This window comes from Acidobacteriota bacterium (assembly GCA_030697165.1).
Lineage (GTDB): Bacteria > Acidobacteriota > Vicinamibacteria > Vicinamibacterales > UBA2999 > 12-FULL-67-14b.
Genome location: JAUYQQ010000011.1, coordinates 189224 through 211007, shown reverse-complemented (window position 1 = coordinate 211007; position 21784 = coordinate 189224). Strand labels below are relative to the sequence as shown.

General features: G+C 65.9%; 23 protein-coding genes and 1 tRNA gene. 14 read left to right on the top strand and 10 right to left on the bottom strand.

The features are described 5' to 3' along the window. Complete coding sequence (locus Q8T13_12385) at nt 1-1254, top strand: UDP-N-acetylglucosamine 1-carboxyvinyltransferase (protein ID MDP3718552.1); 1254 nt, start codon at nt 1-3, stop codon at nt 1252-1254. On the opposite strand, the gene Q8T13_12380 is transcribed toward Q8T13_12385, so the two are convergent. From Q8T13_12380 to Q8T13_12370, 3 genes are all read right to left on the bottom strand, one after another. Beyond that, nucleotides 1251-3116 (bottom strand): hypothetical protein, encoded by a 1866-nt coding sequence (locus tag Q8T13_12380; GenBank protein ID MDP3718551.1) that lies wholly within the window; start codon nt 3114-3116, stop codon nt 1251-1253. The two genes, Q8T13_12385 and Q8T13_12380, sit on opposite strands and share 4 nt — an antisense overlap. Continuing rightward, the gene (locus Q8T13_12375; GenBank protein MDP3718550.1) at nt 3097-3717 is read right to left on the bottom strand and encodes an outer membrane lipoprotein carrier protein LolA; all 621 of its coding nucleotides are present in this window, start codon (nt 3715-3717) and stop codon (nt 3097-3099) included. The genes Q8T13_12380 and Q8T13_12375 overlap by 20 nt, the downstream gene beginning before the upstream one ends. Nucleotides 3718-3938: 221 nt before the next feature. Next, nucleotides 3939-4014: transfer RNA gene (locus Q8T13_12370), tRNA-Ala, on the bottom strand. 68 nt (nt 4015-4082) lie between these two features. On the opposite strand from Q8T13_12370, the gene Q8T13_12365 reads away from it, so the two are divergent. Continuing rightward, nucleotides 4083-5165, top strand: a complete 1083-nt coding sequence (locus tag Q8T13_12365; protein MDP3718549.1) for an ATP-dependent 6-phosphofructokinase — start codon at nt 4083-4085, stop codon at nt 5163-5165. 140 nt (nt 5166-5305) lie between these two features. Here Q8T13_12365 and Q8T13_12360 read toward each other — a convergent pair whose 3' ends face one another. The 7 genes from Q8T13_12360 to rplM all read right to left on the bottom strand — a co-directional run bounded on the left by Q8T13_12360 (nt 5306) and on the right by rplM (nt 10352). Further along, nucleotides 5306-6493: a threonine synthase gene (locus tag Q8T13_12360; protein MDP3718548.1), complete on the bottom strand. Its 1188-nt coding sequence runs from the start codon at nt 6491-6493 to the stop codon at nt 5306-5308. Beyond that, the gene (gene frr, locus Q8T13_12355; protein ID MDP3718547.1) at nt 6483-7052 is read right to left on the bottom strand and encodes a ribosome recycling factor; all 570 of its coding nucleotides are present in this window, start codon (nt 7050-7052) and stop codon (nt 6483-6485) included. The genes Q8T13_12360 and frr overlap by 11 nt, the downstream gene beginning before the upstream one ends. Before the next feature lie 87 nt (nt 7053-7139). Next, nucleotides 7140-7871, bottom strand: a complete 732-nt coding sequence (pyrH, locus tag Q8T13_12350; protein ID MDP3718546.1) for a UMP kinase — start codon at nt 7869-7871, stop codon at nt 7140-7142. A 103-nt stretch (nt 7872-7974) separates the two neighbouring features. Continuing rightward, a complete protein-coding gene (tsf, locus tag Q8T13_12345; protein ID MDP3718545.1) occupies nt 7975-8580 on the bottom strand; it encodes a translation elongation factor Ts in 606 nt (201 codons plus the stop codon). Nucleotides 8581-8687: 107 nt separating this feature from the next. Next, complete coding sequence (gene rpsB / locus Q8T13_12340; GenBank protein MDP3718544.1) at nt 8688-9503, bottom strand: 30S ribosomal protein S2; 816 nt, start codon at nt 9501-9503, stop codon at nt 8688-8690. Between the two features lie 23 nt (nt 9504-9526). Continuing rightward, nucleotides 9527-9919 carry a 30S ribosomal protein S9 gene (rpsI, locus tag Q8T13_12335; GenBank protein MDP3718543.1) on the bottom strand — a complete coding sequence of 131 codons (393 nt, stop codon included), beginning with the start codon at nt 9917-9919 and terminating at the stop codon, nt 9527-9529. A 1-nt stretch (nt 9920) separates the two neighbouring features. Next, nucleotides 9921-10352, bottom strand: coding sequence for a 50S ribosomal protein L13 (gene rplM, locus Q8T13_12330; protein MDP3718542.1), 432 nt, complete (start codon nt 10350-10352; stop codon nt 9921-9923). 434 nt (nt 10353-10786) lie between these two features. Here rplM and pilM point away from each other — a divergent pair, with 434 nt between their 5' ends. The 12 genes from pilM (at nt 10787) to thiE (ending at nt 21686) form a co-directional block, all read left to right on the top strand. Beyond that, a complete protein-coding gene (gene pilM, locus Q8T13_12325) occupies nt 10787-11851 on the top strand; it encodes a type IV pilus assembly protein PilM (protein ID MDP3718541.1) in 1065 nt (354 codons plus the stop codon). Beyond that, nucleotides 11848-12468 carry a PilN domain-containing protein gene (locus Q8T13_12320; protein ID MDP3718540.1) on the top strand — a complete coding sequence of 207 codons (621 nt, stop codon included), beginning with the start codon at nt 11848-11850 and terminating at the stop codon, nt 12466-12468. The genes pilM and Q8T13_12320 overlap by 4 nt, the downstream gene beginning before the upstream one ends. Continuing rightward, nucleotides 12461-13084 carry a type 4a pilus biogenesis protein PilO gene (gene pilO, locus Q8T13_12315; protein ID MDP3718539.1) on the top strand — a complete coding sequence of 208 codons (624 nt, stop codon included), beginning with the start codon at nt 12461-12463 and terminating at the stop codon, nt 13082-13084. Before Q8T13_12320 ends, pilO begins: the two co-directional genes overlap by 8 nt. Beyond that, nucleotides 13084-13581, top strand: coding sequence for a pilus assembly protein PilP (locus Q8T13_12310; GenBank protein MDP3718538.1), 498 nt, complete (start codon nt 13084-13086; stop codon nt 13579-13581). Before pilO ends, Q8T13_12310 begins: the two co-directional genes overlap by 1 nt. Beyond that, nucleotides 13581-15962, top strand: coding sequence for a type IV pilus secretin PilQ (gene pilQ / locus Q8T13_12305; protein ID MDP3718537.1), 2382 nt, complete (start codon nt 13581-13583; stop codon nt 15960-15962). The genes Q8T13_12310 and pilQ overlap by 1 nt, the downstream gene beginning before the upstream one ends. Before the next feature lie 5 nt (nt 15963-15967). Continuing rightward, entirely contained in the window at nt 15968-16606 is a 639-nt protein-coding gene (locus Q8T13_12300; protein ID MDP3718536.1) for a hypothetical protein, read from the top strand. A gap of 17 nt (nt 16607-16623) precedes the next feature. Beyond that, nucleotides 16624-17019 (top strand): hypothetical protein, encoded by a 396-nt coding sequence (locus tag Q8T13_12295; GenBank protein ID MDP3718535.1) that lies wholly within the window; start codon nt 16624-16626, stop codon nt 17017-17019. Next, a complete protein-coding gene (locus tag Q8T13_12290) occupies nt 16985-17893 on the top strand; it encodes a PKD domain-containing protein (protein ID MDP3718534.1) in 909 nt (302 codons plus the stop codon). The genes Q8T13_12295 and Q8T13_12290 overlap by 35 nt, the downstream gene beginning before the upstream one ends. Nucleotides 17894-17902: 9 nt before the next feature. Continuing rightward, on the top strand, nt 17903-19075 hold the full coding sequence (locus tag Q8T13_12285) for a tetratricopeptide repeat protein (GenBank protein ID MDP3718533.1): 1173 nt from the start codon (nt 17903-17905) through the stop codon (nt 19073-19075). Nucleotides 19076-19207: 132 nt separating this feature from the next. Further along, the gene (gene accB / locus Q8T13_12280; protein ID MDP3718532.1) at nt 19208-19684 is read left to right on the top strand and encodes an acetyl-CoA carboxylase biotin carboxyl carrier protein; all 477 of its coding nucleotides are present in this window, start codon (nt 19208-19210) and stop codon (nt 19682-19684) included. A 3-nt stretch (nt 19685-19687) separates the two neighbouring features. Then, a complete protein-coding gene (accC, locus tag Q8T13_12275; GenBank protein MDP3718531.1) occupies nt 19688-21058 on the top strand; it encodes an acetyl-CoA carboxylase biotin carboxylase subunit in 1371 nt (456 codons plus the stop codon). Continuing rightward, nucleotides 21015-21686 carry a thiamine phosphate synthase gene (gene thiE / locus Q8T13_12270; GenBank protein MDP3718530.1) on the top strand — a complete coding sequence of 224 codons (672 nt, stop codon included), beginning with the start codon at nt 21015-21017 and terminating at the stop codon, nt 21684-21686. The genes accC and thiE overlap by 44 nt, the downstream gene beginning before the upstream one ends. Nucleotides 21687-21784 lie beyond the last annotated feature (98 nt).

Genomic DNA, 21784 nt, shown 5'->3' with positions numbered 1-21784 from the left:
ATGTCTACATTAGTGATTGAAGGCGGGCACCGCATCGAGGGCCGGATCGACGTCGAGGGCAACAAGAACGCGGCGCTGCCGCTCATGGCGGCGTGCCTGCTGACGAGCGAGTGGTGCACCCTTCGCAACATGCCTCGCATTGCCGACGTGGAGGTGATGGCGCGATTGCTGCTCGACCTCGGTGCCGAGGTCGAAGGCATCGGCAGCACGACCTTGCGCATCCGCTGCACCGAGGTCACCAAGGACGAGCCCGATAGCGCGCTCGTCGGGCGGCTGCGGGGGTCGGTGTTGTTGTTGGGCCCGCTGCTGGCCCGGCGCGGCCGGGCATTTGTCGCGCCTCCTGGTGGAGACTTTCCGGCGCGCCGCACCATCAAGACGCATCTGGAAGCCCTGATCGCCATGGGCGCGCGCGGCGTGGCCGGCTCCGGGCATCGCCTCGAAGCGCCTGACGGCCTCAAGCCCGCGTCGATCTACCTGGACGAAGCGTCGGTCACCGGCACCGAGACCGCGATGCTCGCGGCGGCGGCCGCCATCGGCGTGACCGAGATTCGCCATGCGGCGTGTGAGCCGCACGTGGTGGAACTCGGCGAATTCTTGCGTGCGATGGGCGTCGGCGTGAGCGGCGAGGGATCGCACACGATTCGCATCGAGGGCGTGGCGAAACGATCGGGGGCCGAGAAGACCCTCTATGGCGACTACATCGAGGCCGGCAGTTGGGCCGTGACCGGCGCCATCACCGGCGGCCACGTCGAGATCGGCGGCACGCGGCCTGTCGACATGGAAGTGGTCGCGTCGGTGCTCGCCAAGATGCGCGTCCAGTGCGTGCAAGACAACGACGTGTTCAAGGTCGAGGCTTCGCGCCTCCGCGGCGCCGGGCGCATCACGACCGGGTTGTGGCCGAGTTTCCCGAGTGACCTCGTGAGCCTGGTCACCGTGCTCGCCACGCAGGCCGATGGCGCCACGCTGGTGCACGACTGGCTCTACGAACTGCGATTGTTTGCGCTGGAGCAGATGAGCGGCATGGGGGCCGACCTGTTCCTGTGCGACCCTCATCGCATTATCGTGACCGGGCCGTGCAAGCTGCGCGGCAAGAGCCTCGACAGCCGCGACATCAGGTCGGGCATGGCGCTGATTGCCGCGGCGCTGGCGGCGGACGGGCAGAGCAGGGTCGAACCCCTGGAGACCGTGGAGCGCGGCTACAGCCGCCTGGTGGAGCGCCTGCAGAAGCTGGGCGCGTCGGTCGCGAAAGTCTAGCGGCCCTTAGGCGGCTTGACCGGGGTGGGCCCCGGGGCCCGGACGGGAGCCGCCGGACCGGCCGGGGCATTCGGGAACGAGGGGGCAGTGCCAGCCGCATCGTCGCCGCCCGGTGGACGCTGCGGCAGCGGCAGGGGAATGGGCAGCGGGGCAATGTCGGTAACCGGTGCGCCGCCATCGCGGCCCATGCGGAACGGCTGCAGGTCCTCGGCGGTCAGGTTCAGCACCCGCACAATCCGCGGCGTCAGCGTCAGGATGATGTCGGTCTCCTGCGTCTCTTTCTTGTTGTAGCCAAAGAGCCGCCCAATCACCGGGATGTCGCCGAGGCCGGGGATGCTGGCGAGTGACGACCGCTCTTCATCGCGAATCAAGCCCGCGAGCATGTTGGTCTCGCCGTCCTTCAAGCGAATCACCGTGTTGATCGAGCGGCTGCCGAACGTGGGCAGGCCGCCGAACCCGGTGCCCGAAATGCTGCTCAACTCCACCTTCAGCGCCAGGGTCACGGCATCGTCGTGATGCGTCCGCGGCGTGATGTCGATGTTGACGCCGATCGGTTCGTAGTTGAAGGACGTGATCGGCTGCGTCTGCACGCCGCCGGCGGCGATCGGCGCGAACGTCGTGACCGGCACCGGCACGCGCTCGCCGAAACGGGCCTGCGCCGGGATGCCCTCCGACGTGCGCAACTGCGGGTTGGCCAGGATCCGCGTGGCCCCGTCGTTCTTCAGCAGGCGATAGTAGAGCGACGGCAGGTTGGTCAGCAGCACGTCGGCCTGGGTCAGGTTGGTCAGCGCGCGCAGCGAGATCCCCCCCGGCTGATTGATCTCCACCTGGCCGTTGATGCCGGTGGGCGACGACGCCGGCGAGGCGATCTGCAGGCCGTACTCGTGCATGTGCGTGCGGTTGACCTCGAGCAACTCGACGTCGATGATCACTTCCGGCCGCGCCTTGTCGATCGCGGCGATGATCCGGCCGGCGGCGGTAATGCGCTCGGGCGTGTCCTTGATCGTGATCGCGTTGGTCGCCGTGATCGACGACAGGCGGCGCGCATCGACGACGATGCGGAGCATGTCGATGGTTTCCTTGAGGTCGGCGTTGCTCAAGTAGAAGGTGCGGACGATTTCCTCTTCATACTCACGCCGCTTGGCGGCGTTGTCGGGGACGATCGTGATGGTGTTCGCCGAGGTGGCGCGCCAGAAGTTGCGCGTGGTCGTCGAGACCGCGGCCAGCGCCTCTTCGAGCGAGACGCCGCGCAGGTCGATCGACACCGGCTGGTCGCGGAACGTCGGGTCGAACAGGACGCTCAGGTTGGTGAACTTGCCGATCGCCGCATAGACATCCCTGGAGCCGGCATCGCGGAACACCAGGCTGTCGGGCAGCTTGACGCCGGTCGGCAGGGTGGCGCCGGGCAGCGGCGACTCCAGGCTTTGTTCGATCAGCGATTGCAGGCGGGTCTTGCCGTCTTCACGGACGGCGACCTTGGCGCGCAACTGCGAGCGCGTGGCCTGCAGCTCCACGTTGATGTCGCCGTTGCCGGGATTGAGTTCCGAGGCGAGCTGGTATTCGACCAGGGCCTCTTCGAGGCTGCCGGTAGCGGCGAGGCGGCGAGCCCTGGCAAAGTGGTCCTGCGAGGCGCGCAGCTTGGCCCGCTCGAGTCCGGCGCGGGCGTTTCGGTCATCGGGCCTGGTGCGCACGAGCTTGGTGTACTCGGCCACGGCGAGATCGTAGTTCTGGGAGGTCTCGGCGTCGCGTGCGACTGTGAAGGAGCCGCCGGAACTGGCGCAGGCCGCAATCGTCACGACGGCCGCCAGCAGCAGGGCGGTCCGAATGGAGCGGGGGAGGCGGTTATTGAGAGCGTGCACCATTGGTCAATACTTCCACGCCGCGGGGAATGCGAAACTCAAAGTCTTTATCGGTCAAACCGCGATTTTCCTTCAGGTTGGTGAAGGAAAACGACGACCGGCCGCCCTGCTTGTCGAGGGCCGTCAAGAACTGGATTTGCAGGGTTTTCGGGTCGATTCCGATGCCAAGCGAGTCGTAGTCGTGGTGGGCCTTGCGCGGCACCAGTTGCAGCGTGACCAGCCCCGGTGCCGCACCGGGCAATGGTGTGAACGTCGCCACGTAGTCGCGGCCCAGGTCTGAATGCCCGGCCAGGAAGAGCGCCGGGATGTCGCCGTCTGCGGGGTCCGGCGCCGGGCTGACGATGACCTGCTTGTCGGCCACCAGGTGCGTATAGAGCCGCGTGCCGTCAGAGACGAATTCCTTGCGCTCGGGCTTGGTGTAGGTGAAGCGCATGCGGCCCGGACGCTTGATCGCGACGGTGCCACGTTCGGTCGTCTTGGTCCGCAGCACGCCGCCCTCGTAGGTCTGGACGAAGTCGCCAGAAAAATCACGGACGGCGTTGTAGCGTTGTTGCACCTTCGTCGCCAGCGCGGTGGGATCCTGAGGAGCCTGCGCGGCGGACATGGTCAGGCCGGCGAGAACGGCGAAAGATGATGCGAGAAGAAACCTCACGGTACCCATACTATTAGGACTCGTGAGTGAGTAGTTAAGTTGCTTTGGGGGAGGTCCTTCGACTCGCATCGTCCGGCTGAGCCGGCCGATGACTCGCTCAGGACATTCGACCTGTGGAGGCCCGCCATGAGCGAACCGACGGTTCGCCGTAGGCGGAACGTCGGTGAGTCGAATGGTGGACGGCACGAGGATCGAACTCGTGACCTCAGCGTTGCGAACGCTGCGCTCTCCCAGCTGAGCTAGCCGCCCGTCAAGTCGACAACTGAACAATAATATCAAAGCTTTCTGCTTTTTCACCGTTTCTTAAGGGTTACCAAGTGCCTCAGGTCAAGAAAATCGGCGTTCTCACGGGTGGCGGCGACGCCCCGGGGCTGAACGCCGTCATACGGGCGGTCGTCAAGGCCGCCCACAATGCCGGCATTGAAGTGGTGGGGCTCGAAGATAGTTTCGACGGCCTCCTCGACCCCTCGCGCACGCGGGTGCTCACGCCGCGCGACGTCACCGGGATCCTGCGCCTGGGCGGCACCATTCTCGGTACGACCAACCACGGCAACCCGTTCGAGTATCCCGTCGATACCGCCGAAGGCAAGGTCGACTACTCCGACAAGGTGGTCGATACGTTCCACAAGATGGGGCTCAATGCCCTGGTGGTGATTGGCGGTGACGGCTCGTTGAGCATCGCGCACCAGTTCTACCTGAAGGGCATCCCCATCGTCGGCGTGCCCAAGACCATCGACAACGACATCGTCGGCACGACCAGTTGCTTTGGCTTCGACACCGCGGTCGACTTCGCCGCCTTGGCCATCGATCGCCTCCACACGACCGCGGAGGCGCACAAACGCATCATGGTGGTGGAAGTGATGGGCCGCTATGCCGGCTGGATCGCGCTGCACAGCGGCGTGGCGGGCGGCGCCGATGTCATCCTGATGCCGGAGATTCCCTTCGACCTCGACAAGGTCGCTGCGACCATTCGCAAGCGCGAGTCGTTCGGGGCCAAGTTCAGCATCGTGGTCGTGGCCGAGGGCGCCAAGCCGGTGGGCGGCAGTTTCACCGTCAGGCAGCCGGCGCGCGCCGGGTACGTCGAGCGTCTCGGTGGTGTCGGCATCACCGTCGCCGAGCAACTGGAAGAGAAGACCGGCAAGGAGGCGCGCTGCGTCGTGCTCGGCCACTTGCAGCGCGGTGGTGGCCCCACGGCGTTTGACCGGGTGCTGGCCACGCGATTTGGCGGCGCCGCGGTTGCGCTGTTGCAGCGCGGCGTGTTTGGCAAGATGGTGGCGAACAACCCGCCCGACATCGTGCCGGTGCCGCTGGCCGACATCGTGGGCCGCACCAAGACCGTGCCGCTCGACTACGACTTGCTGCGGACGGCTCGCGCGATGGGCGTGTCGCTCGGCGACTGAGTAGCCAGATGCCAGTAGCCAGATGCCAGTAGCCAGATGCCAGTAGCCAGAGGCCAGAAAGACAAGCGCTCTTCTGGCTACCGGCTACTGGCTACTGGCTACTGGCTACTGGCTACTGGCTACTGGCTACTGGCTACTGGCTACTGGCTACTACGCAAGACATCCATGTACTTGAGGGCGCCGCCGGTGTTGAACAACACCACCGTTTCGTGCGGCTTGATTCGGCCGCTCGCGACGAGCGTGCGAATGGCGCTCAGGGCCGCGCCGCCTTCGGGCGCGGCCGACACGCCTTCGAGGCTGCCAATCAGCTTCATGTCCTCGACCATCTGCGCGTCTGACACGGCCACCGCCGCGCCGCCGCTTTCCCGGAGCGTGCGCAGGATCAGGAAGTCGGCAACGGCGCGCGGCACGCGCAGCCCGTCGGCCACGGTATGCGCGTTCTCCCAGGTGCCGGCGGTCTCGGCGCCGCTGTCGAAGGCACGGATAATCGGGGCACAGCCCTCGGTTTGCACTGACACCATCTTCGGGCGCTGCCCGGCGGCCAGCCAACCGATGGCCTCCATCTCCGCAAAGGCCTTCCACATGCCGACCAGGCCGGTGCCGCCGCCGGTTGGGTAGATGATCCAGTCAGGCAGCGTCCAGTTCAGCTGCTCGGCCAGTTCGTAGCCCATGGTCTTCTTGCCTTCGGCCCGTCCCACTTCGCGGAACGTCGCGACTTCGTACCAGCCGAGCGGCTTGGCGGTGTCGTTGGCGACCTTGCCCGCGTCGGTAATGAGTCCATCGACCAGCGTCACGTTGGCGCCGTAGAGGCGGCATTCGTCAATGAATGGCTGCTTCGCATCCCGCGGAATGAAGACCTCGCACTTCATGCCCGCGGCTGCGGCGTATGCTGCCGCCGCGTTGCCGGCGTTGCCCGCCGTCGGCAGAAACACGGTTTCGGCGTGCAGGGCCTTGGCGCGCGAGATGGCGGCCGACAGGCCGCGGGCCTTGAACGAATTAGTGGGGTTGAGCGACTCGTCCTTGATCAGCAGTCGTTCGAGGCCGAGCGTGCGGCCGAGACGCTGGGCGTGCAGCAGCGGCGTGAGGCCTTCGCCGAGCGTGACGGGGGAGTCGGCGGCCAGCAGCGGCATCAGTTCGCGATACCGCCACATGTTCGGGGCGCGGTCCGCCAGCGTTTCTTTCTTCCAGGCGCGCGCCGCCTTGAGGTCGTAGCGCGCCAGCATGGGCAGGTTGCAGGCGGGGCAGAGGAAATGGACTTGCCGCGGATCGAACGGTCCCGCGCCGCACCCGCTGCTGCACTCCAGGTGCGTCAGGTAGCTATTTGCCAAGCAGTTCCTGGTCCTTCTTCTCCTGCAGGTCGTCGATCGCCTTGACGTGCTGGTCGGTCAGTTTCTGCACTTCATCGAGCGCGCGCTTCTCGTCGTCTTCCGAGATGTCGTGGTCCTTCAGCATCTTCTTGAGCCGGTCGTTGGCGTCGCGGCGCACGACGCGTACGTGGTTGCGGCCTTCCTCGGCCATCTTGTGCACGTGGCGCGAGAGGTCCTTGCGCCGTTCTTCGGTCAGCGACGGAATCGGGATGCGCAGCACCTTGCCGTCGGAGGCCGGGTTCAGGCCCAGGTCCGACAACCGGATGGCGCGCTCGAGCGCGGCCATGATCGACGGGTCGAACGGCTGGCACACGATCAGCGCCGGCTCGGGAATCGACAGCGTCGCTACCTGGTTGAGCGGCATCTTCGAGCCATACGCTTCGACGTGCACGCCCTCGAGCATGCCGGTGGAGGCGCGGCCGGTCCTGACCCCCGCCAGTTCCTTGCGGGCGAACTCCACATGCGCGTCCATGCGCTTCTTTGCTTCGGCGAACAAACCCTTGACGTCAGTTACATCCATAGTCCTGAACCTGCGTGCTTGAACCCTAGTGATTGAACCGTCGTGATTGAACCGTAGTGATTGAACCTTAGTGATTGAACCGTCGTGTTAAGCCGTCACGAGTGTCCCGATGGTTTCCCCCATCACGACCCGGCGGATGTTGCCCGGCGTCTTGAGGTTGAACACGAGAATTGGCAGCTTGTTGTCCATGCACAGGGAAATGGCGGTGGCGTCCATGACCTGCAGGCGTGCCTGCAGCACCTGCAGGTACGAAATGGTGTCGTAGCGGGTCGCTGACGGGTCCTTGACCGGGTCGGCGGTGTAGATGCCGTCGACCTTGGTGCCCTTCAGGATGACTTCGGCCTTCATCTCCATGGCCCTGAGCGCCGCGGCGGTGTCGGTCGTGAAGTAGGGATTGCCGGTCCCGGCCGCGAACACCACGACGCGGCCCTTTTCCAGGTGGCGGACAGCGCGGCGGCGGATGAACGGCTCGGCGACCGCGCGCATTTCGATGGCCGTCAGCACCCGCGTGGCGACCCCGTTGTGCTCGAGGGCATCCTGCAGCGCGAGGGCGTTGATGACGGTGGCCAGCATGCCCATGTAGTCGCCGGTCGACCGGTCCATGCCGCGCGCACTGGCCGCCAGCCCGCGGAAGATGTTGCCGCCGCCGATGACCACCGCCGTCTGGACCCCGAGCGCCTGGATCTCGGCAATGTCCTGGGCGATGCGCGTGGCCACGGCCGGGTCGATCCCGTAGTTCTGGTCGCCCATGAGGGCTTCGCCAGACAGTTTCAAAAGGATGCGTTTGTAGTGGGGAGGGGGAGAGGACGGGGCGGACACAGACCGATTATAGCTGGTGCCTAAAGTGCCTAGGGTGCCTAAAGTGCCTGAGGTGCTGATCGCACGCCAGGCACCATAGGCACTCTAGGCACCCTTAGGCACCTTATTCCTGTGCGAGTTCGCCCAGCTTGAAGCGCACGAACCGCGTGATAGTGACGTTTTCGCCCGTCTTGGCCGTGGCGGCCGCCACCATTTGATTGATCGTGACGTTGGGGTCGCGCACCGACGGCTGATCCAGCAGGCACACCTGCGAGTAGTAGCTGTCGAGCTTGCCCTCGATGATCTTCTCGATGACGTTGGCCGGCTTGCCCGAACTGGCGAACTGGGCGCGGTAAATCTCGCGTTCCTTCTCGAGGACGTCTGGGCCGAGCTCTTCGCGCCGCACCACCAGCGGGCTGGCCGCGGCGATGTGCATGGCGATCTCCTTGGCCAGCGTCTGGAACTCGGGTGTGCGGGCCACGAAATCCGTCTCGCAGTTCACTTCCACGAGCACGCCCACCTTGCCGCCCATGTGGATGTAGTGACCAATCACGCCGTCCTTGGCGAGGCGGCCGGCGCGCTTGGCCGCCTGGGCCAGGCCCTTCTTGCGCAGAATGTCGACGGCCTTGTCGACGTCGCCGCCCGATTCCTCGAGTGCCGCCTTGCAATCCATCATTCCCGCGCCGGTCTTGTCGCGCAGTTCCTTGACCTGTGCTGCTGTCGCTGCCATTTCACTAACTCCTCAACCAAAGATCGCTGTACGTAAAACGCGCCGGCCCGTGTTATCGCAGCCGGCGCGGAAAGTGGCGACAAACCTTCAGGTTTGTCGAATCGGCTCTAGGCCGTCGGGGCGGGCGTCTCAGCGGGACGCTGGGGCTTGTTGATGTCCGCCGGGCGCACCGTGCGGCTGGCCTCGCGCGCGGCGGCCGCTTCGGCCTCGCTCTGCTGCTGCTCGGCCATCGCCGATTCACGCTGGCTGCGGCCGTCGATGACCGCATCGGCCACGCGCGACACGAACAACTTGACCGAACGCAGCGCGTCGTCGTTGCCCGGAATCACGTAGTCGATCTGATCGGGATCGCAGTTGGTGTCGACGATGCCGATCACCGGGATCTTCAGCTTGCGGGCCTCGTCCACGGCAATCTGTTCCTTGCGCGTATCGACGACGAACAGCGCGTCGGGCAGGCGGCCCATGTGGCGAATGCCTTCGAGGTTCTTGAGGAGCTTGCGCTTCTCCTTCTCGGCCTTCGCGATTTCCTTCTTGGGCATCGTCTCGTAGCGGCCGTCGGTCGACATCGCCTCGAGATCGCGCAAGCGGTTGAGGCTGCGTTGAATCGTGGTGAAGTTGGTCAGCAGGCCGCCGAGCCAGCGCTCGTTGACGTAATACATGCCGCAGCGCGTCGCTTCTTCGGCGACCACGTCCTGGGCCTGGCGCTTGGTGCCCACGAAGAGGATGGACTTGCCTTCGGCCGCCAGCTGGCGCACAAAGTCCTCGGCCTCTCGGTAGTGCTTGACGGTCTTGCCGAGGTCGAGAATGTAGATGCCACTGCGTTCCCCGAAGATGAACGGCTTCATCTTGGGATTCCAACGCTTGGTCTGGTGTCCGAAGTGCACGCCTGCTTCGAGCAGGTCCTTCATCGCGAGCGGGGTCAAATTGCCTCCATCCGTGGTAGCCATTAGCGCTTGCTGAACTGGAACCGCTTGCGGGCGCCAGCCATGCCGTATTTCTTGCGTTCTTTCGCGCGCGCATCGCGCGTGAGCAAGCCGTCTTTCTTGAGCTTCGAGCGCAGTTCGAGATTGAACTCGCACAACGCGCGGGAGATGCCGAGGCGAATCGCGCCGGCCTGCCCGGTCATGCCGCCGCCAGACACGGTCGCCAGGATGTCGAACTGTTCGGCGGTTTCCGTGAGGATGAGCGGGGACTTCACCAGGATGCGGAGCGTCTCGCGCGGGAAGAACTCGACGAACTCGCGCTTGTTGACCTTGATGGTGCCGGTGCCGGGACGAAGGAACACGCGGGCCGTCGATTCCTTGCGCCGCCCGGTTGCGTAATATTCAGTAGCTGCCAAGTTACTTGACCTCGAAAGCGGTGGGTTTCTGTGCGGCGTGCGGGTGCTTGTCGCCGGCATACACATTCAACTTGCGATACATCGCGTCGCCGAGCTTCGACTTCGGCAACATGCCGCGCACGGCTTCTTCGACCATGCGCATCGGGTTCTCCGCGCGAACGACCTTGGCGCGGTCGGTGCGCAGGCCGCCGGGGTAGCCACTGTGGCGCTGGTAGACCTTCTGGTCTTCCTTGCGGCCGGTCAGCTTCACCTTGTCGACGTTGACGATCACGACGTGATCGCCGGTGTCGAGATACGGGGTGTAAATGGCTTTGTGCTTGCCCTGCAACAGCTTCGCGGCGTCGGTGGCAATGCGGCCAAGGACCTTGCCATTGGCATCAATGACATGCCACTTCACGGGCATGGTCTTCACAGAGGGTACGTAAGTCTGCATTCCTGTTTCCTAAGTCACGAGCGATCACGTCCGCCCCCAAGGGGAGGACGGCAAACCAAGATAATACAGGTATTTCGGCCTTAAGACAAGGTGCCTAGAGTGCCTCAGGTGCCTAGGGGGCCTGGAGTGCCTCGACCTTCCTGCACGAATCTTCGCACCCCAGGCACCTTAGGCACCTAGGCACCTTAGGCACCTTAAGCACTGTAGGCACCCTGATCTACTTCCGATAAGCCCGGGTGGCAGGGAAGGGACCAGCCACTCGCGTTGATATACAAAAAACGTTAGTTGATTGCAGTTTTGTATGTTGGCCGGATCCCCTAACGCCGCCTCGAATCGCCATTTCCGGCATTCTAGGCCCATTTTGGTGGATCGGGACGCTTGGGCTAAGTGGTATTCAGTTTGCCCCTGCGGCGTAGGTCTGGAGACAACGTAACGTGCTGTTTCGTCGACCAAAAAGCCTGGTAGGCCTCGACATCGGGTCGAGTTCCGTCAAGGCGATCGAACTTAAAGCGTCGGGCAAGGGCTACCGCGTCTCGGCCATCGGGGTCGAATCGGTCCCGCCCGACAGCATTGTCGACGGCGCCATCATCGATGGCGGCGCGGTCGCCGATGCCGTGCGGCGCCTGTTCGCCAACAAGCGCTTCAAGGCCAAGGACATCGTCGCGTCGCTGTCGGGCAACTCGGTGATCGTCAAGAAGATCACGCTGCCGGCGATGACCGAGTCGGAACTGTCCGAGTCCATCTACTGGGAAGCCGAGCAGTACATCCCGTTCGACATCCAGGACGTGAACCTCGACTACGAGATCCTCGACCCGGGCACCGGCCAGGACAGCCAGGGCAGCATGGAAGTGCTGCTGGTCGCCGCCAAGAAGGACAAGATCGCCGACTACACCAACGTGATCGCCCAGGCGGGCAAGACGCCGGTGATTGTCGATGTCGACGTGTTCGCGCTGCAGAACGCCTTCGAGGCCAACTACGGCTTCGAGCCGACCGCGGTCGTGGCCATCCTCAATGCCGGCGCCAGCGCCATCAACATCAACATCCTGACCGGCGCGCAGTCGGTGTTCACCCGCGACGTCTCGATGGGTGGCAATGCGTTCACCGAGGCGGTGCAGAAGGAACTGAACCTGCCGTACGAAGCGGCCGAGATGCTGAAGAAGGGGCAGGACGTCGATGGCGCCACCTTCGAGGACGCGCGCGCCGTGCTGCGGGCCATGACCGACAACGTGCTGCTCGAGGTCGAGAAGACGTTCGACTTTTTCAAGGCCACCGCGGCCAGCGAGCGCATTGACCGCATCATGCTGTGCGGCGGCGCGTCGCGGGTCGAGGGCTTTGCCGAGTCGCTGCGCGAGCGGTTCGACACCGAAGTGGAGCGGTTCGATCCGTTCCGCCAGGTCGCCTGCGACCCCAAGAAACTCGGCATCGAGAGCGCCGAGGACCTGGCGCCGGTGGCGGCGGTGGCGATGGGCCTCGCGTTGCGCAAGGTGGGTGACCGATGATTCGGATTAACCTCCTGTCGGAACGCCGCACCGTCGTCGCGGTCAGCAAGGGGTTCCAGGCCGGGCAGAAGATCACCGTGATCGGCAGCCTGCTGGTCGTGCTCACGCTCGTCGGCGTCGGCTGGCGCTACTGGGCGATCGGGCAGCAGGAAGCGCAAGTGGTGCGCGAGGTCGAGGCGGCCAAGCGGGAAGAGCAGCGCCTGGCCGAGATCCTGAAACAGGTGCAGGAGTTCGAGGCGCGCAAGGTGCAACTCGAGCAGCGGGTGGCCCTGATCGACGAACTGCGCAAGGGCCAGAACGCCCCCGTGCACATGATCGACCAGGTCAGCCGGGCCTTGCCCGACATGACGTGGCTGACCAGCGTGCGCCAGGAAGGTTACAACCTGACCATCCAGGGCCGCTGTCTCACGTTGACGTCGCTGTCGGACTTCGTCGGCAACCTCGAGGCCTCGCGCTACTTCCGGCGACCGGTGGAAATCGTCGACAGCGTGGTCGTCAGCGGTTCGGGTGCGACCCCCGACCTGATTCAGTTCACGATCCGCGGCACCTTCCAGATGGCGGGCATCGATCCACCGCCACCGCTCACGACCGGTAAAAAAGGAGGCAAGCGTGGCTAGCCTCTCATTCGGCAAGATCCCGTGGCAGGGGCAGCTGGGCATCTTCGTGGCGGTCTCGCTCGCGGCCGCCGGCGCCTTTTACTACTACTACGAGATGCCGCGCCAGGCGGCGATCGCGACCCAGTCGGTCGAGCTGAGCGCGATTCGCGCCCGCATCAGCACGGGCCAAGCCACGGCCAGGCAGTTGCCCGAGTTCCGCGCCCAGGTCACCGAACTCGAGGCACGGCTCGACAGCCTCAAGCCGATCCTGCCCGACGAGCGCGACGCCGGCGACTTGCTGCGGCGGGTGCAGACGCTCGCGGTGCAATCGAACCTCGTCATTCGCGGCTTCCGCCCCCAGGCCATCAGCATGAAGGAAATGCACGCCGAGTGGCCGATCAGCCTCCAGCTCGAAGGCACGTATCACAACCTCGGCCTGTTCCTCGATCGCGTCAGCAAGTTCCCGCGCATTATCAACATCGGCGGCCTGACCCTCGCCCAGCGCGAAGGCGCCAATTCGGCGTCGACGATGACGATTGCGTGTACGGCGACGACCTTCGTGCTGGTCGAACAGCCCGCGGCGCCGGCTGCCGCCAAGGGCAAGAAGGCGCCGAAGAAGGCGCCGGCAAAGAAGTGATGCACACGCCCGTCGTTCTCGTCGTCGTCTTGCTGGCCGGCCTCACGGCCGAGACGCTGCACGCGCAGAAGCCGAAGGCGCCAGCGCCGGCCGCTCCTGCCGCCGCTCCGGGTCCGCCGTTGCCGGCCCCGCCGCCCAACTTCCAATACAGCCCAGACGGACGGCGCGATCCGTTCGTGGATCTGGTCAACCGCGGTACGGATGCGGTGCGCGGCAACAACGCGTCGGCCAAGCGCCCAGATGGCGTGCCCGGGCTCGAGACCAACGCGATTGTCGTCAGGGGGATCATGCTGAGCCGCGGCGCGTTTCTGGCCATGGTGGCGGGTCCCGACGGCAAGGTCTTCACGGTCCGCGCCGGCGACAAGTTGTTCGACGGCGTCATTCGTTCGATCACGGCGCAAGCAGTAGTCATTCTTCAGGAAGTCAACGATCCGCTGTCGCTCGAGAAGCAGCGCGAAGTGCGCAAGTTCCTGCGCGGTGGAGAAGAGGTCAAGTGATGCACGGTCGCATTCCTCGACTGGTATTGGCTGCGCCCCTGGCGGCAGCCCTGGCGGTCACGTTGACTGCCAGCGGTCCGGTGCCGAGGGGCCCCGGCGCCGACACCCCAGCCCTACGTTCAATCTCGTCGCGGCTCGATGGCGCGCTCAGCACCGTGCTGATCGAAGCCAGCGAGCCGGTGGCGTACCTCACCAGCCAGCCGGACCCGTTAACGGTCCTGGTTGACCTGAGGAACACGACGGCCGGCAGCCTTGCTGCGATGCCGATCGCGGCGATGCTGGCGCCAGTGGCCGGTGTCGCGATTGAGGGGGCCAGCGCCCCCGACGGCGCGCCGGTGGCGCGCGTTCGCGTGCGCCTCGAACGGGCTGCCAAGCACCGCGTCCGCAGTTCGCGGAACACCATCCTCGTGGAAGTCGATCGAGGGGCCGCGCCAGGTGGAGCTGCCGTGACCACGGTGCCGTCGATTGCGCCCAAGGCGCCCACCTTCGCCAAGGCTCCCACCTCCGCCAAGGCTCCGGCGGGCGAGACGGCGGGCGAGCCCGCCGTCGCGAAGACCACGGCGGTTCGCGCCATGGCGACGGCACTGAGGTCGATCACGGCCTCAGAGGTGTCCAACGGTTTTGCGATCACGCTCGCTGGCAACGGTCCGCTGGTGGCGTCGTCGGTGGATGAAACCCGCGACCTGCCGGCGCGCGTGTTCCTCGACTTCCAGGGCGTCACCGCCGGCCGGGCCGCCCCGGTCACCGCCGTCAACGCGGCCGGGATCGAGCGCGTGCGCGTCGCGACCAACAGCCGCGAGCCGCTCGTCACGCGCGTCGTGATCGACCTGGCACGCAAGCTTCCGTACACGGTTGAAACAGTGGGAGAGGAGATTCGTGTCCTCTTCAATCGCGCCGTCGAGACCTTGGTCCCATCCGCCTCCGCTCGCGAGTCGGCTGGCGAGCTGCGGCGAGACCTCGCCGTAACGGCCTCCGGCCGCGAAGGCGGGCCGGTGGCGCCGCCTCCTCCTGCGCCGGTCGAAGTGGCGGAAGTGGCCGCGTCCGCCTCCGCTCCGAATGTCGTCAACGAGCTTCGGCGGGAGCCTGCCGTTGCGGCCATCGGCCGCGAAGGCGGGCAGGCGCCGTCGGGGCTCGCCACGCTGCAGACCGCGACCAACGCACAGGGCCAACGCACGTTCACGGGTGACCCGATCACCCTGGATTTCCAGAGCGCCGATCTGCGCGCCGTGCTGCGCACCTTCGCCGAGATCAGCGGCCTGAACATTGTGATCGACCCGTCCATCCAGGGCACGGTTGACGTGTCGTTGCGCGATGTCCCCTGGGACCAGGCGCTCGACATCATCCTGCGCGCCAACAAGCTGGGCTACAGCGTGGACGGCACCATCGTCCGTATCGTGCCGGTCAGCGTGCTGGCGCAGGAGACCGAAGACCGTAAGAAGCTGGCCGACGCCAGCGCCCTGGCCGGCGAACTGCGCGTCATCACCCGGCCGCTGAGCTATGCGCAGGCCCGCGACCTGGTGCCGATCATCACCAAGAGCGCGCTCTCGCCGCGTGGCGATGTCCAGATTGACACGCGCACCAATACGCTGATCATCCGCGACCTCGCGGATCGACTGCAGGCCGCCAGCGAGCTGATTGCCGCCCTCGACACGCCCCAGCCGCAGGTCGAGATCGAAGCCCGCATCATCACGCTCAATCGCAATTTCGCGAAGGAGCTCGGCATCCAGTGGGGCATGAACGGCCGCATCGACCCGTCGGTGGGCACCACCACCGGCCTGGTCTTCCCGGCGACCGCTGGGGCGGCCGCCACCACCGGCGGGGTCAACCTCGCCGCGCCGAGCGCGCTCGGCCTGGCGCTTGGCTCGATCAACGGCGCCCTGAACCTTGATGTTCAGCTGCGCGCCCTCGAAAACTCGGGCAAGGTGCGCATTGTCTCGAGCCCGCGGGTGTCAACCCAGAACAACATCGAGGCCGAGATCACGCAGGGTTCGCAGATTCCCGTGCAGACCATCTCGAACAACACCGTGACGGTGACCTTCATCCCCGCGGCGTTGGTGCTGCGCGTGACGCCGCAGATCACCGCCTCTGGCACCGTGATCATGCGCATCATCGTCGACAAGTCGGCGCCCAACTACTCGCAGACCTCCGCGGCGCAGCCGACCCCGTCGATCGACAAGCAGGCGGCGCAGACCACCGTGCTCGTGGCCGACGGCGATACGACCGTCATCGGCGGCATTTACAACAGCGCGGAATCGTCGACCCAGGACCGCACGCCGGGGCTGCATCGCATCCCGCTAATCGGCTGGCTGTTCAAAAACGACACCAACCGCGAGAGCCAGGACGAACTCTTGATCTTCATTACTCCCAAGATCCTGAAGTAGGGCATATGAGTACACCGAACTCGATTCGCAACATCAAAGGCCTGCTGGCCGCCGCCCTGTGCGGCCTGTCGTTCACCGCGTGCGCTGACCTGGCGCAAACGGGAAGCGGCCCCGCCTTCCTGATCATGGAGCGCGTGGCGGCGCAGGCCGGCGGCGGCACTGGCTCCGGTACCTCGAGCCTGCTGTCGGACGTCCAGACGCTGGTCGACGTGTCGGTCGGTGGCGTCACGGTGCAGCAACCGACGGTCTTCAACGACATCGGGCTGGCGACCATTCGCGCCGAGATGAAGAACGCCCTCAGCACCACCGCGCCGACCGCGCTCAACTCCGTCACACTCAATCGCTACCGGGTGCGCTATCGCCGAACCGACGGCCGCAACGTCGAAGGCGTGGACGTGCCCTACGGCTTCGATGGCGGCACCACGGCAACGATTGTGCCCGGCACGTCGGTCACGGTGAATTTCGACCTGGTCCGCCACCAGGCCAAGCTCGAGCGGCCGCTGGTCACCCTGGTCGGTGGTCGTGGCCTCATCTTCCTGTCAACCATCGCCGAGGTCACGTTCTACGGACAGGATCAGGCCGGCAATGCTGTCTCAGTCAGCGGCACGATCGATGTGCAGTTTGGCGACTTCGGCGACTCATAGCAGCGGGTAATGTGATCATGCCAACTTCAATCAAGACTTTAGCGGGCATCCTCCTGGTGGCTGGCCTCGCCGGCTGCACCAACAAGGTGGAGATCCCGGCGCTGGCCGGGCCGTCAACACTCGGCTATTCAATCATGCTCACGTCGAATACCACGTCGCTGATCCAGGACGGCGTGAGTAGCGCCACCATCGAGATCACGGGCCGTGACGCCAACGGCCAGCCGATCACGGGCCGGCCGCTGCGCGCGGCGATCATTGTGGGGGGCGTGGTCCAGGACTTTGGCACCCTGAGTACCAAATCGCCGGTCACGGGGGGGGACACTGCGCTATACCTCGCCCCCCGCGTCTCCCATTGCCGGCGGGCAGGTGGCGCAGACCGTGACGATTGCCGTCACGCCAATCGACTCCGGTGACTTCCTGAACGAGCTGGCCCGCGGGGTCGATATTCAGTTGGTGCCCCAGGGCGTGATTCTGCCGACCAACCCGGGCCTGGTTGCTGCATTCACGGTGACGCCGGCGTCGCCGCAGGCGTTCTCAACCGCCGCCTTCGATGCCTCGACGACCACCAACAACGGCACCGCGTGCCTCACTGCCTGCAACTATGCGTGGAACTTCGGCGACGGCACGTCGGGCTCGGGCATGGTCACGAGCCACGAGTACCGGACCGTGGGCGCTCTGCAGGTCAGCCTGACGGTCACCGACAGCCGTGGTGCGCAGAACACGGCGGTGCGGACGGTCACGGTGGCGGCGTCAACGCCACCGGTCGCGAGTTTCCTGATGTCGCCCACCCCGGTCGGCGTCAACCAGGACGTCTTTTTCAACGCCGAGCAGTCGCGCGCGACGTTGCCGAGACGGATTGTCAGCTACGGTTGGAACTTCGGCGACGGCCGTACCGCCAGTGGCGTGACCACGGCGCGCTCGTTCTCGACCGTCGGCACTTACAGTATCGTGCTGACCGTAACCGACGATGCCGGTTCGATTGGGCAGGCGACGCAGTCGCTGTCGGTCACCGCGGCCGGTGCCGGCATATCAGCTGCACTCGTGTTCTCACCGACAGCGCCGCTGACCACAGCGACCGAGATCAACTTCGACGCCAGTGCCAGCACCAGCACGAATCCCATTGTGGAATACAAATTCAACTGGGGTGATGGCAGCTCTGAGGAACTGCAACCCGGCCCCATCAACCGGCATCGCTTTACTCGCGCCGGCACCTACGTCGTCAGGCTGACGATCAAAGATTCACTGGGCCGCACGGCGACCACGACAGTCAGCGTGACGATCACGTAAACTGACTGAGTGGCTGCCGATAGCCCGCGGGTCCTCGAACTGCGACGCCGGGTCCAAGCGGACCCGGCGTCGATTACTTTTGCGCAACTGGCGGAGGAGTGTCGCCGGGCCGGCGACGCTGCCGAGGCCGTGGACATCTGCCGCGCCGGCCTGGCGCATCACCCGGGCTACCTGTCGGCGCGGGTCACGCTGGGCCGGGCCCTGCTCGAAGTGGGGCGGTTGGACGAGGCCGCGGTCGAGCTGACCACCGTCGTGCAGGCGGCGCCCACCAACTTGCCGGCCATCCGTGGCCTGGCTGAAATCCACCAACAGCGCGGCGACATGGCGCAAGCCCTGGCGCACTATCAGCGCGCCCTCCAGCTGGCGCAGTTCGACCCGGACCTCGAAGACTCCGTTGAACGCCTCTCCCAGGTGGTTGCCCCGGCGCCGGTCCTGGCCCCGCCATCGCCTGTGAAGGTGGAAGACCTCTTCGACTTCGACACCCTGCTTAGGCAGCTGGGAGAAACGTCGTCCGCCTCTGCGGACGAAGTCCGCTACGGCGCGAGCGGAGGCGGGCCGCCGGTGGTGCCGCCGATGATCGCTGCTAGTGCCATCGATGCGGTTGACTTGCAGCAGCAGCCGGCCGATGCCTTTGCGGATGTCGAGCGCGACCTGCGGGAGCGGGCCGAGCTGCGAGCCGCCGAGGAACGCGCCGAGCGCGAGCGGGCTGAGCGGCTGGCCGCCGAAGCGCGTGCCGAGCGCGAACACGCCGAGCGGGTGGCCGCCGAGGCGCGGGCCGAACGCGAGCACACTGAGCGGATCGCCGCCGAGGCGCGTGCCGAACGGGAGCACGAGGAGCGGATGGCGGCCGAGAAGCGTGCCGAACGCGAGCACGCCGAGCGGATGGCTGCCGAAGAGCGCGCTGAAGCCGAACGCCGTGCTGCCGAGCAACGCGCTGCGGAAGCGCGCGCTGCTGAAGCACGGGCTGCTGAAGAACGGGCAGCGCAGCAGGCCGCGCGGGAGCGAGCTGAGCGGTTCGCGGCCGAAGAGCAAGCCGCGCGGGACCGCGTGGCGCAGCAAGCCGCCGAGGAACAAGCCGCCCGCGTCCGGTTGGCCGCGCGGCGCCAGGCGGCGGTCGTCGCCGACCTGGAGCAGTGGCTCGGGGCCATCGAGGCCGACCGCCAAACCCGCGACACCGCCTGATGCCGCTGGCTCCCGGGTTGGCCGCGGAAGACATTCCGATGCCCCTAAGTGTATAATCCCAAAAGCTTTAGCTGGACCCGCCGGCGGCGGGGCGCGCGCGAACAGGCGGCGTTTTGATACCATCATCCCGACATGACACTGGACGAGATCAAGCAGCTCATCGAATTCATCAAGGCGAATGAGCTGAGCGAGTTCGAACTGGAACACGACGGCGTGAAGATCCGGATTAAGAGCGGGTCGAGTCACCAGGTCGTCGCGGTCCCGCACGTGGCGATGGCCGCGCCGATCGCGGCGCCGGCGGCGGCCCCGGTGGCCGCGCCCGCCGTGCCGGCTGCGGCGGTGCCTGTGGCCGAAGAGGGCGGCGAGCTGGCGATGGTCAAGTCGCCGATCGTCGGCACGTTCTACCGTGCCGCGGAACCCGGCGCCAAGGCGCTGGCCTCGGTCGGCGATGTGGTGCGCAAGGGCCAGGTGCTGTGCATCATCGAAGCCATGAAGCTCATGAACGAGATCGATTCCGAGTACGACGGCGAGATCACCAGCGTCTACGTGGAGAACGGGCAGGCCGTGCAGTACGGCGAACGCCTGTTCGCGATTCGTCCCACCACCTAACTTATGTTCAAGAAAATCCTTGTCGCCAATCGTGGAGAGATCGCGCTGCGCGTGATTTTCGCGTGTCGCGAGTTGGGCATCAAGACCGTGGCCGTCTATTCCGAGGCCGACGAGAATTCCCTGCACGTGCGGTTCGCGGATGAAGACATCTGCATCGGCCCGGCGCGCAGCAGCGACAGCTACCTCAACGTGCCGGCCATCATCAGCGCGGCCGAGATTACCGGCGCCGACGCGCTGCACCCGGGCTACGGCTTTTTGTCCGAAAGCGCGTACCTCGCCGAGGTGTGCGAGGCGTGCCACATCCGTTTCATCGGCCCCGACCCGAGCGTCATCCGCCTGCTCGGCGACAAGTCGAAGGCCCGCCGCGCCATGAAGAAGGCCGGCGTGCCCATGCTGCCCGGCAGCGACGGCCCGGTGGATAGCGAAGAACGGGCGATCAAAATTGCCCAGCAGATTGGCTACCCCGTGATCATCAAGGCGGTGGCCGGTGGCGGTGGCCGCGGCATGCGCATTGTCAGGGAGCAGTCGGAACTGGCGCACGCCTTCAAGACCGCCCAGCGCGAGGCGGAATCGGCCTTCGGCGTCGGCGACGTCTACATCGAGAAGTACCTCGATGCACCGCGTCACATCGAGTTCCAGATTCTCGGCGACCACCACGGCAACGTCGTGCACCTCGGCGAGCGCGAGTGTTCGATCCAGCGGCGGCACCAGAAGCTGCTGGAGGAATCGCCCTCGATTGCCGTGTCCGAGAAGGTTCGCCGCAAGATGGGCGCCGTGGTGGTCGACGCCGCCCGCGCGGTCCAGTACACCAACGCCGGCACCTTCGAGTTCCTGCTGGACGACAAGGGCAACTTCTTCTTCATGGAAGTCAACACCCGCGTGCAGGTGGAGCACCCGGTGACCGAAATGGTGACCGGTATCGACATCGTCAAGGAACAGATCCGCATTGCCGCCGGCGCCCGGCTCGGCTTCAAGCAGAGCGAGGTGACCTTTACCGGCCACGCCATGGAATGCCGCATCAACGCCGAGGACCCGGAGACGTTCGTGCCGTCGCCGGGCATGATCCACGCGTTCAGCGTGCCCGGCGGTCCGGGCGTGCGCGTCGACACTGCGGCCCACTCCGAGTGCCTGATCTCCCCGTACTACGATTCGATGGTTGCCAAGGTGATCGTGCACGGCCGCGATCGCCAGGAAGCCATCGCGCGCATGAAGCGAACGCTCGAGATGTCGGTGGTGGAGGGCATCAAGACCAGCATTCCCCTGCACCTCAAGATTCTGAGCGACCCCGACTTCATTGCCGGCCGGCTCAGCACGCACTTCATGGAGCGCTTTGCCGCCAAGCCCAAGGCCACCCGGCTCGCTGAAACAGCTTAGGCCGTTCCCACGGCTGTACGCGATCGTTGACGTCGACCTCTGTGCCGCCGGCGGGCACACACCGCTGGACGTTGTCCGGGCCTTTCTCGCCGCCGGCGTGCGGCTGATTCAACTGCGAGCCAAGACCTGGGACAGCGGCGCCTTTCTCGACCTGGCGGCTGCGGCGGTGGCCGACGCGCAGGCGGCCGGCGCAATCATCGTCATCAACGATCGTGCCGATATCGCGGTCCTGTCGCACGCGCCCGGCCTGCACGTCGGCCAGGACGATCTGAGTCCGGCCGACGCGCGCCGCATCGTCGGGCCCGACGCCTGGCTTGGGCTGTCCACTCATACGGTGGAGCAGTGGACCGCGGCTCTGGCCGCCCCCATTTCCTATGTGGCCATTGGGCCGGTGTTCGAGACCGGCACGAAGGCGACCGGCTTTGCGGCGGTGGGCCTCCACACCGTGCGGTTGGTGGCCACGGCGGCGGCTGCGCGCGCGCTGCCGGTGGTCGCCATCGGCGGAATTACGATCGAGCGCGCCCCCGCGGTGATTGAGGCCGGTGCCGCGGCGGTGGCGGTGATTAGCGGCCTGCTCGCCGGGCCACCCGAGGCGCGCGCCCGCGCCTTCATTCGCGCCCTGGCCTGACAATGCCCGGCGCAAAGCCGAGCGATCCCTCATATAATCGTGGCTGTTTGCCAGCACCCGCGCTCTAGGGGGCGGGTCCGACCACTCAGTTGGAGGCG

Coding starts and splice junctions, on each gene's coding strand:
- Q8T13_12385 (MDP3718552.1), top strand. CDS start 1: ATGTCTACATTAGTGATTGAAGGCGGGCACCGCATCGAGGGCCGGATC.
- Q8T13_12380 (MDP3718551.1), bottom strand. CDS start 3,116: ATGGTGCACGCTCTCAATAACCGCCTCCCCCGCTCCATTCGGACCGCC.
- Q8T13_12375 (MDP3718550.1), bottom strand. CDS start 3,717: ATGTCCGCCGCGCAGGCTCCTCAGGATCCCACCGCGCTGGCGACGAAG.
- frr (MDP3718547.1), bottom strand. CDS start 7,052: ATGGATGTAACTGACGTCAAGGGTTTGTTCGCCGAAGCAAAGAAGCGC.
- tsf (MDP3718545.1), bottom strand. CDS start 8,580: ATGGCAGCGACAGCAGCACAGGTCAAGGAACTGCGCGACAAGACCGGC.
- rplM (MDP3718542.1), bottom strand. CDS start 10,352: ATGCAGACTTACGTACCCTCTGTGAAGACCATGCCCGTGAAGTGGCAT.
- Q8T13_12320 (MDP3718540.1), top strand. CDS start 11,848: ATGATTCGGATTAACCTCCTGTCGGAACGCCGCACCGTCGTCGCGGTC.
- Q8T13_12310 (MDP3718538.1), top strand. CDS start 13,084: ATGCACACGCCCGTCGTTCTCGTCGTCGTCTTGCTGGCCGGCCTCACG.
- pilQ (MDP3718537.1), top strand. CDS start 13,581: ATGCACGGTCGCATTCCTCGACTGGTATTGGCTGCGCCCCTGGCGGCA.
- Q8T13_12300 (MDP3718536.1), top strand. CDS start 15,968: ATGAGTACACCGAACTCGATTCGCAACATCAAAGGCCTGCTGGCCGCC.
- Q8T13_12295 (MDP3718535.1), top strand. CDS start 16,624: ATGCCAACTTCAATCAAGACTTTAGCGGGCATCCTCCTGGTGGCTGGC.
- accB (MDP3718532.1), top strand. CDS start 19,208: ATGACACTGGACGAGATCAAGCAGCTCATCGAATTCATCAAGGCGAAT.
- accC (MDP3718531.1), top strand. CDS start 19,688: ATGTTCAAGAAAATCCTTGTCGCCAATCGTGGAGAGATCGCGCTGCGC.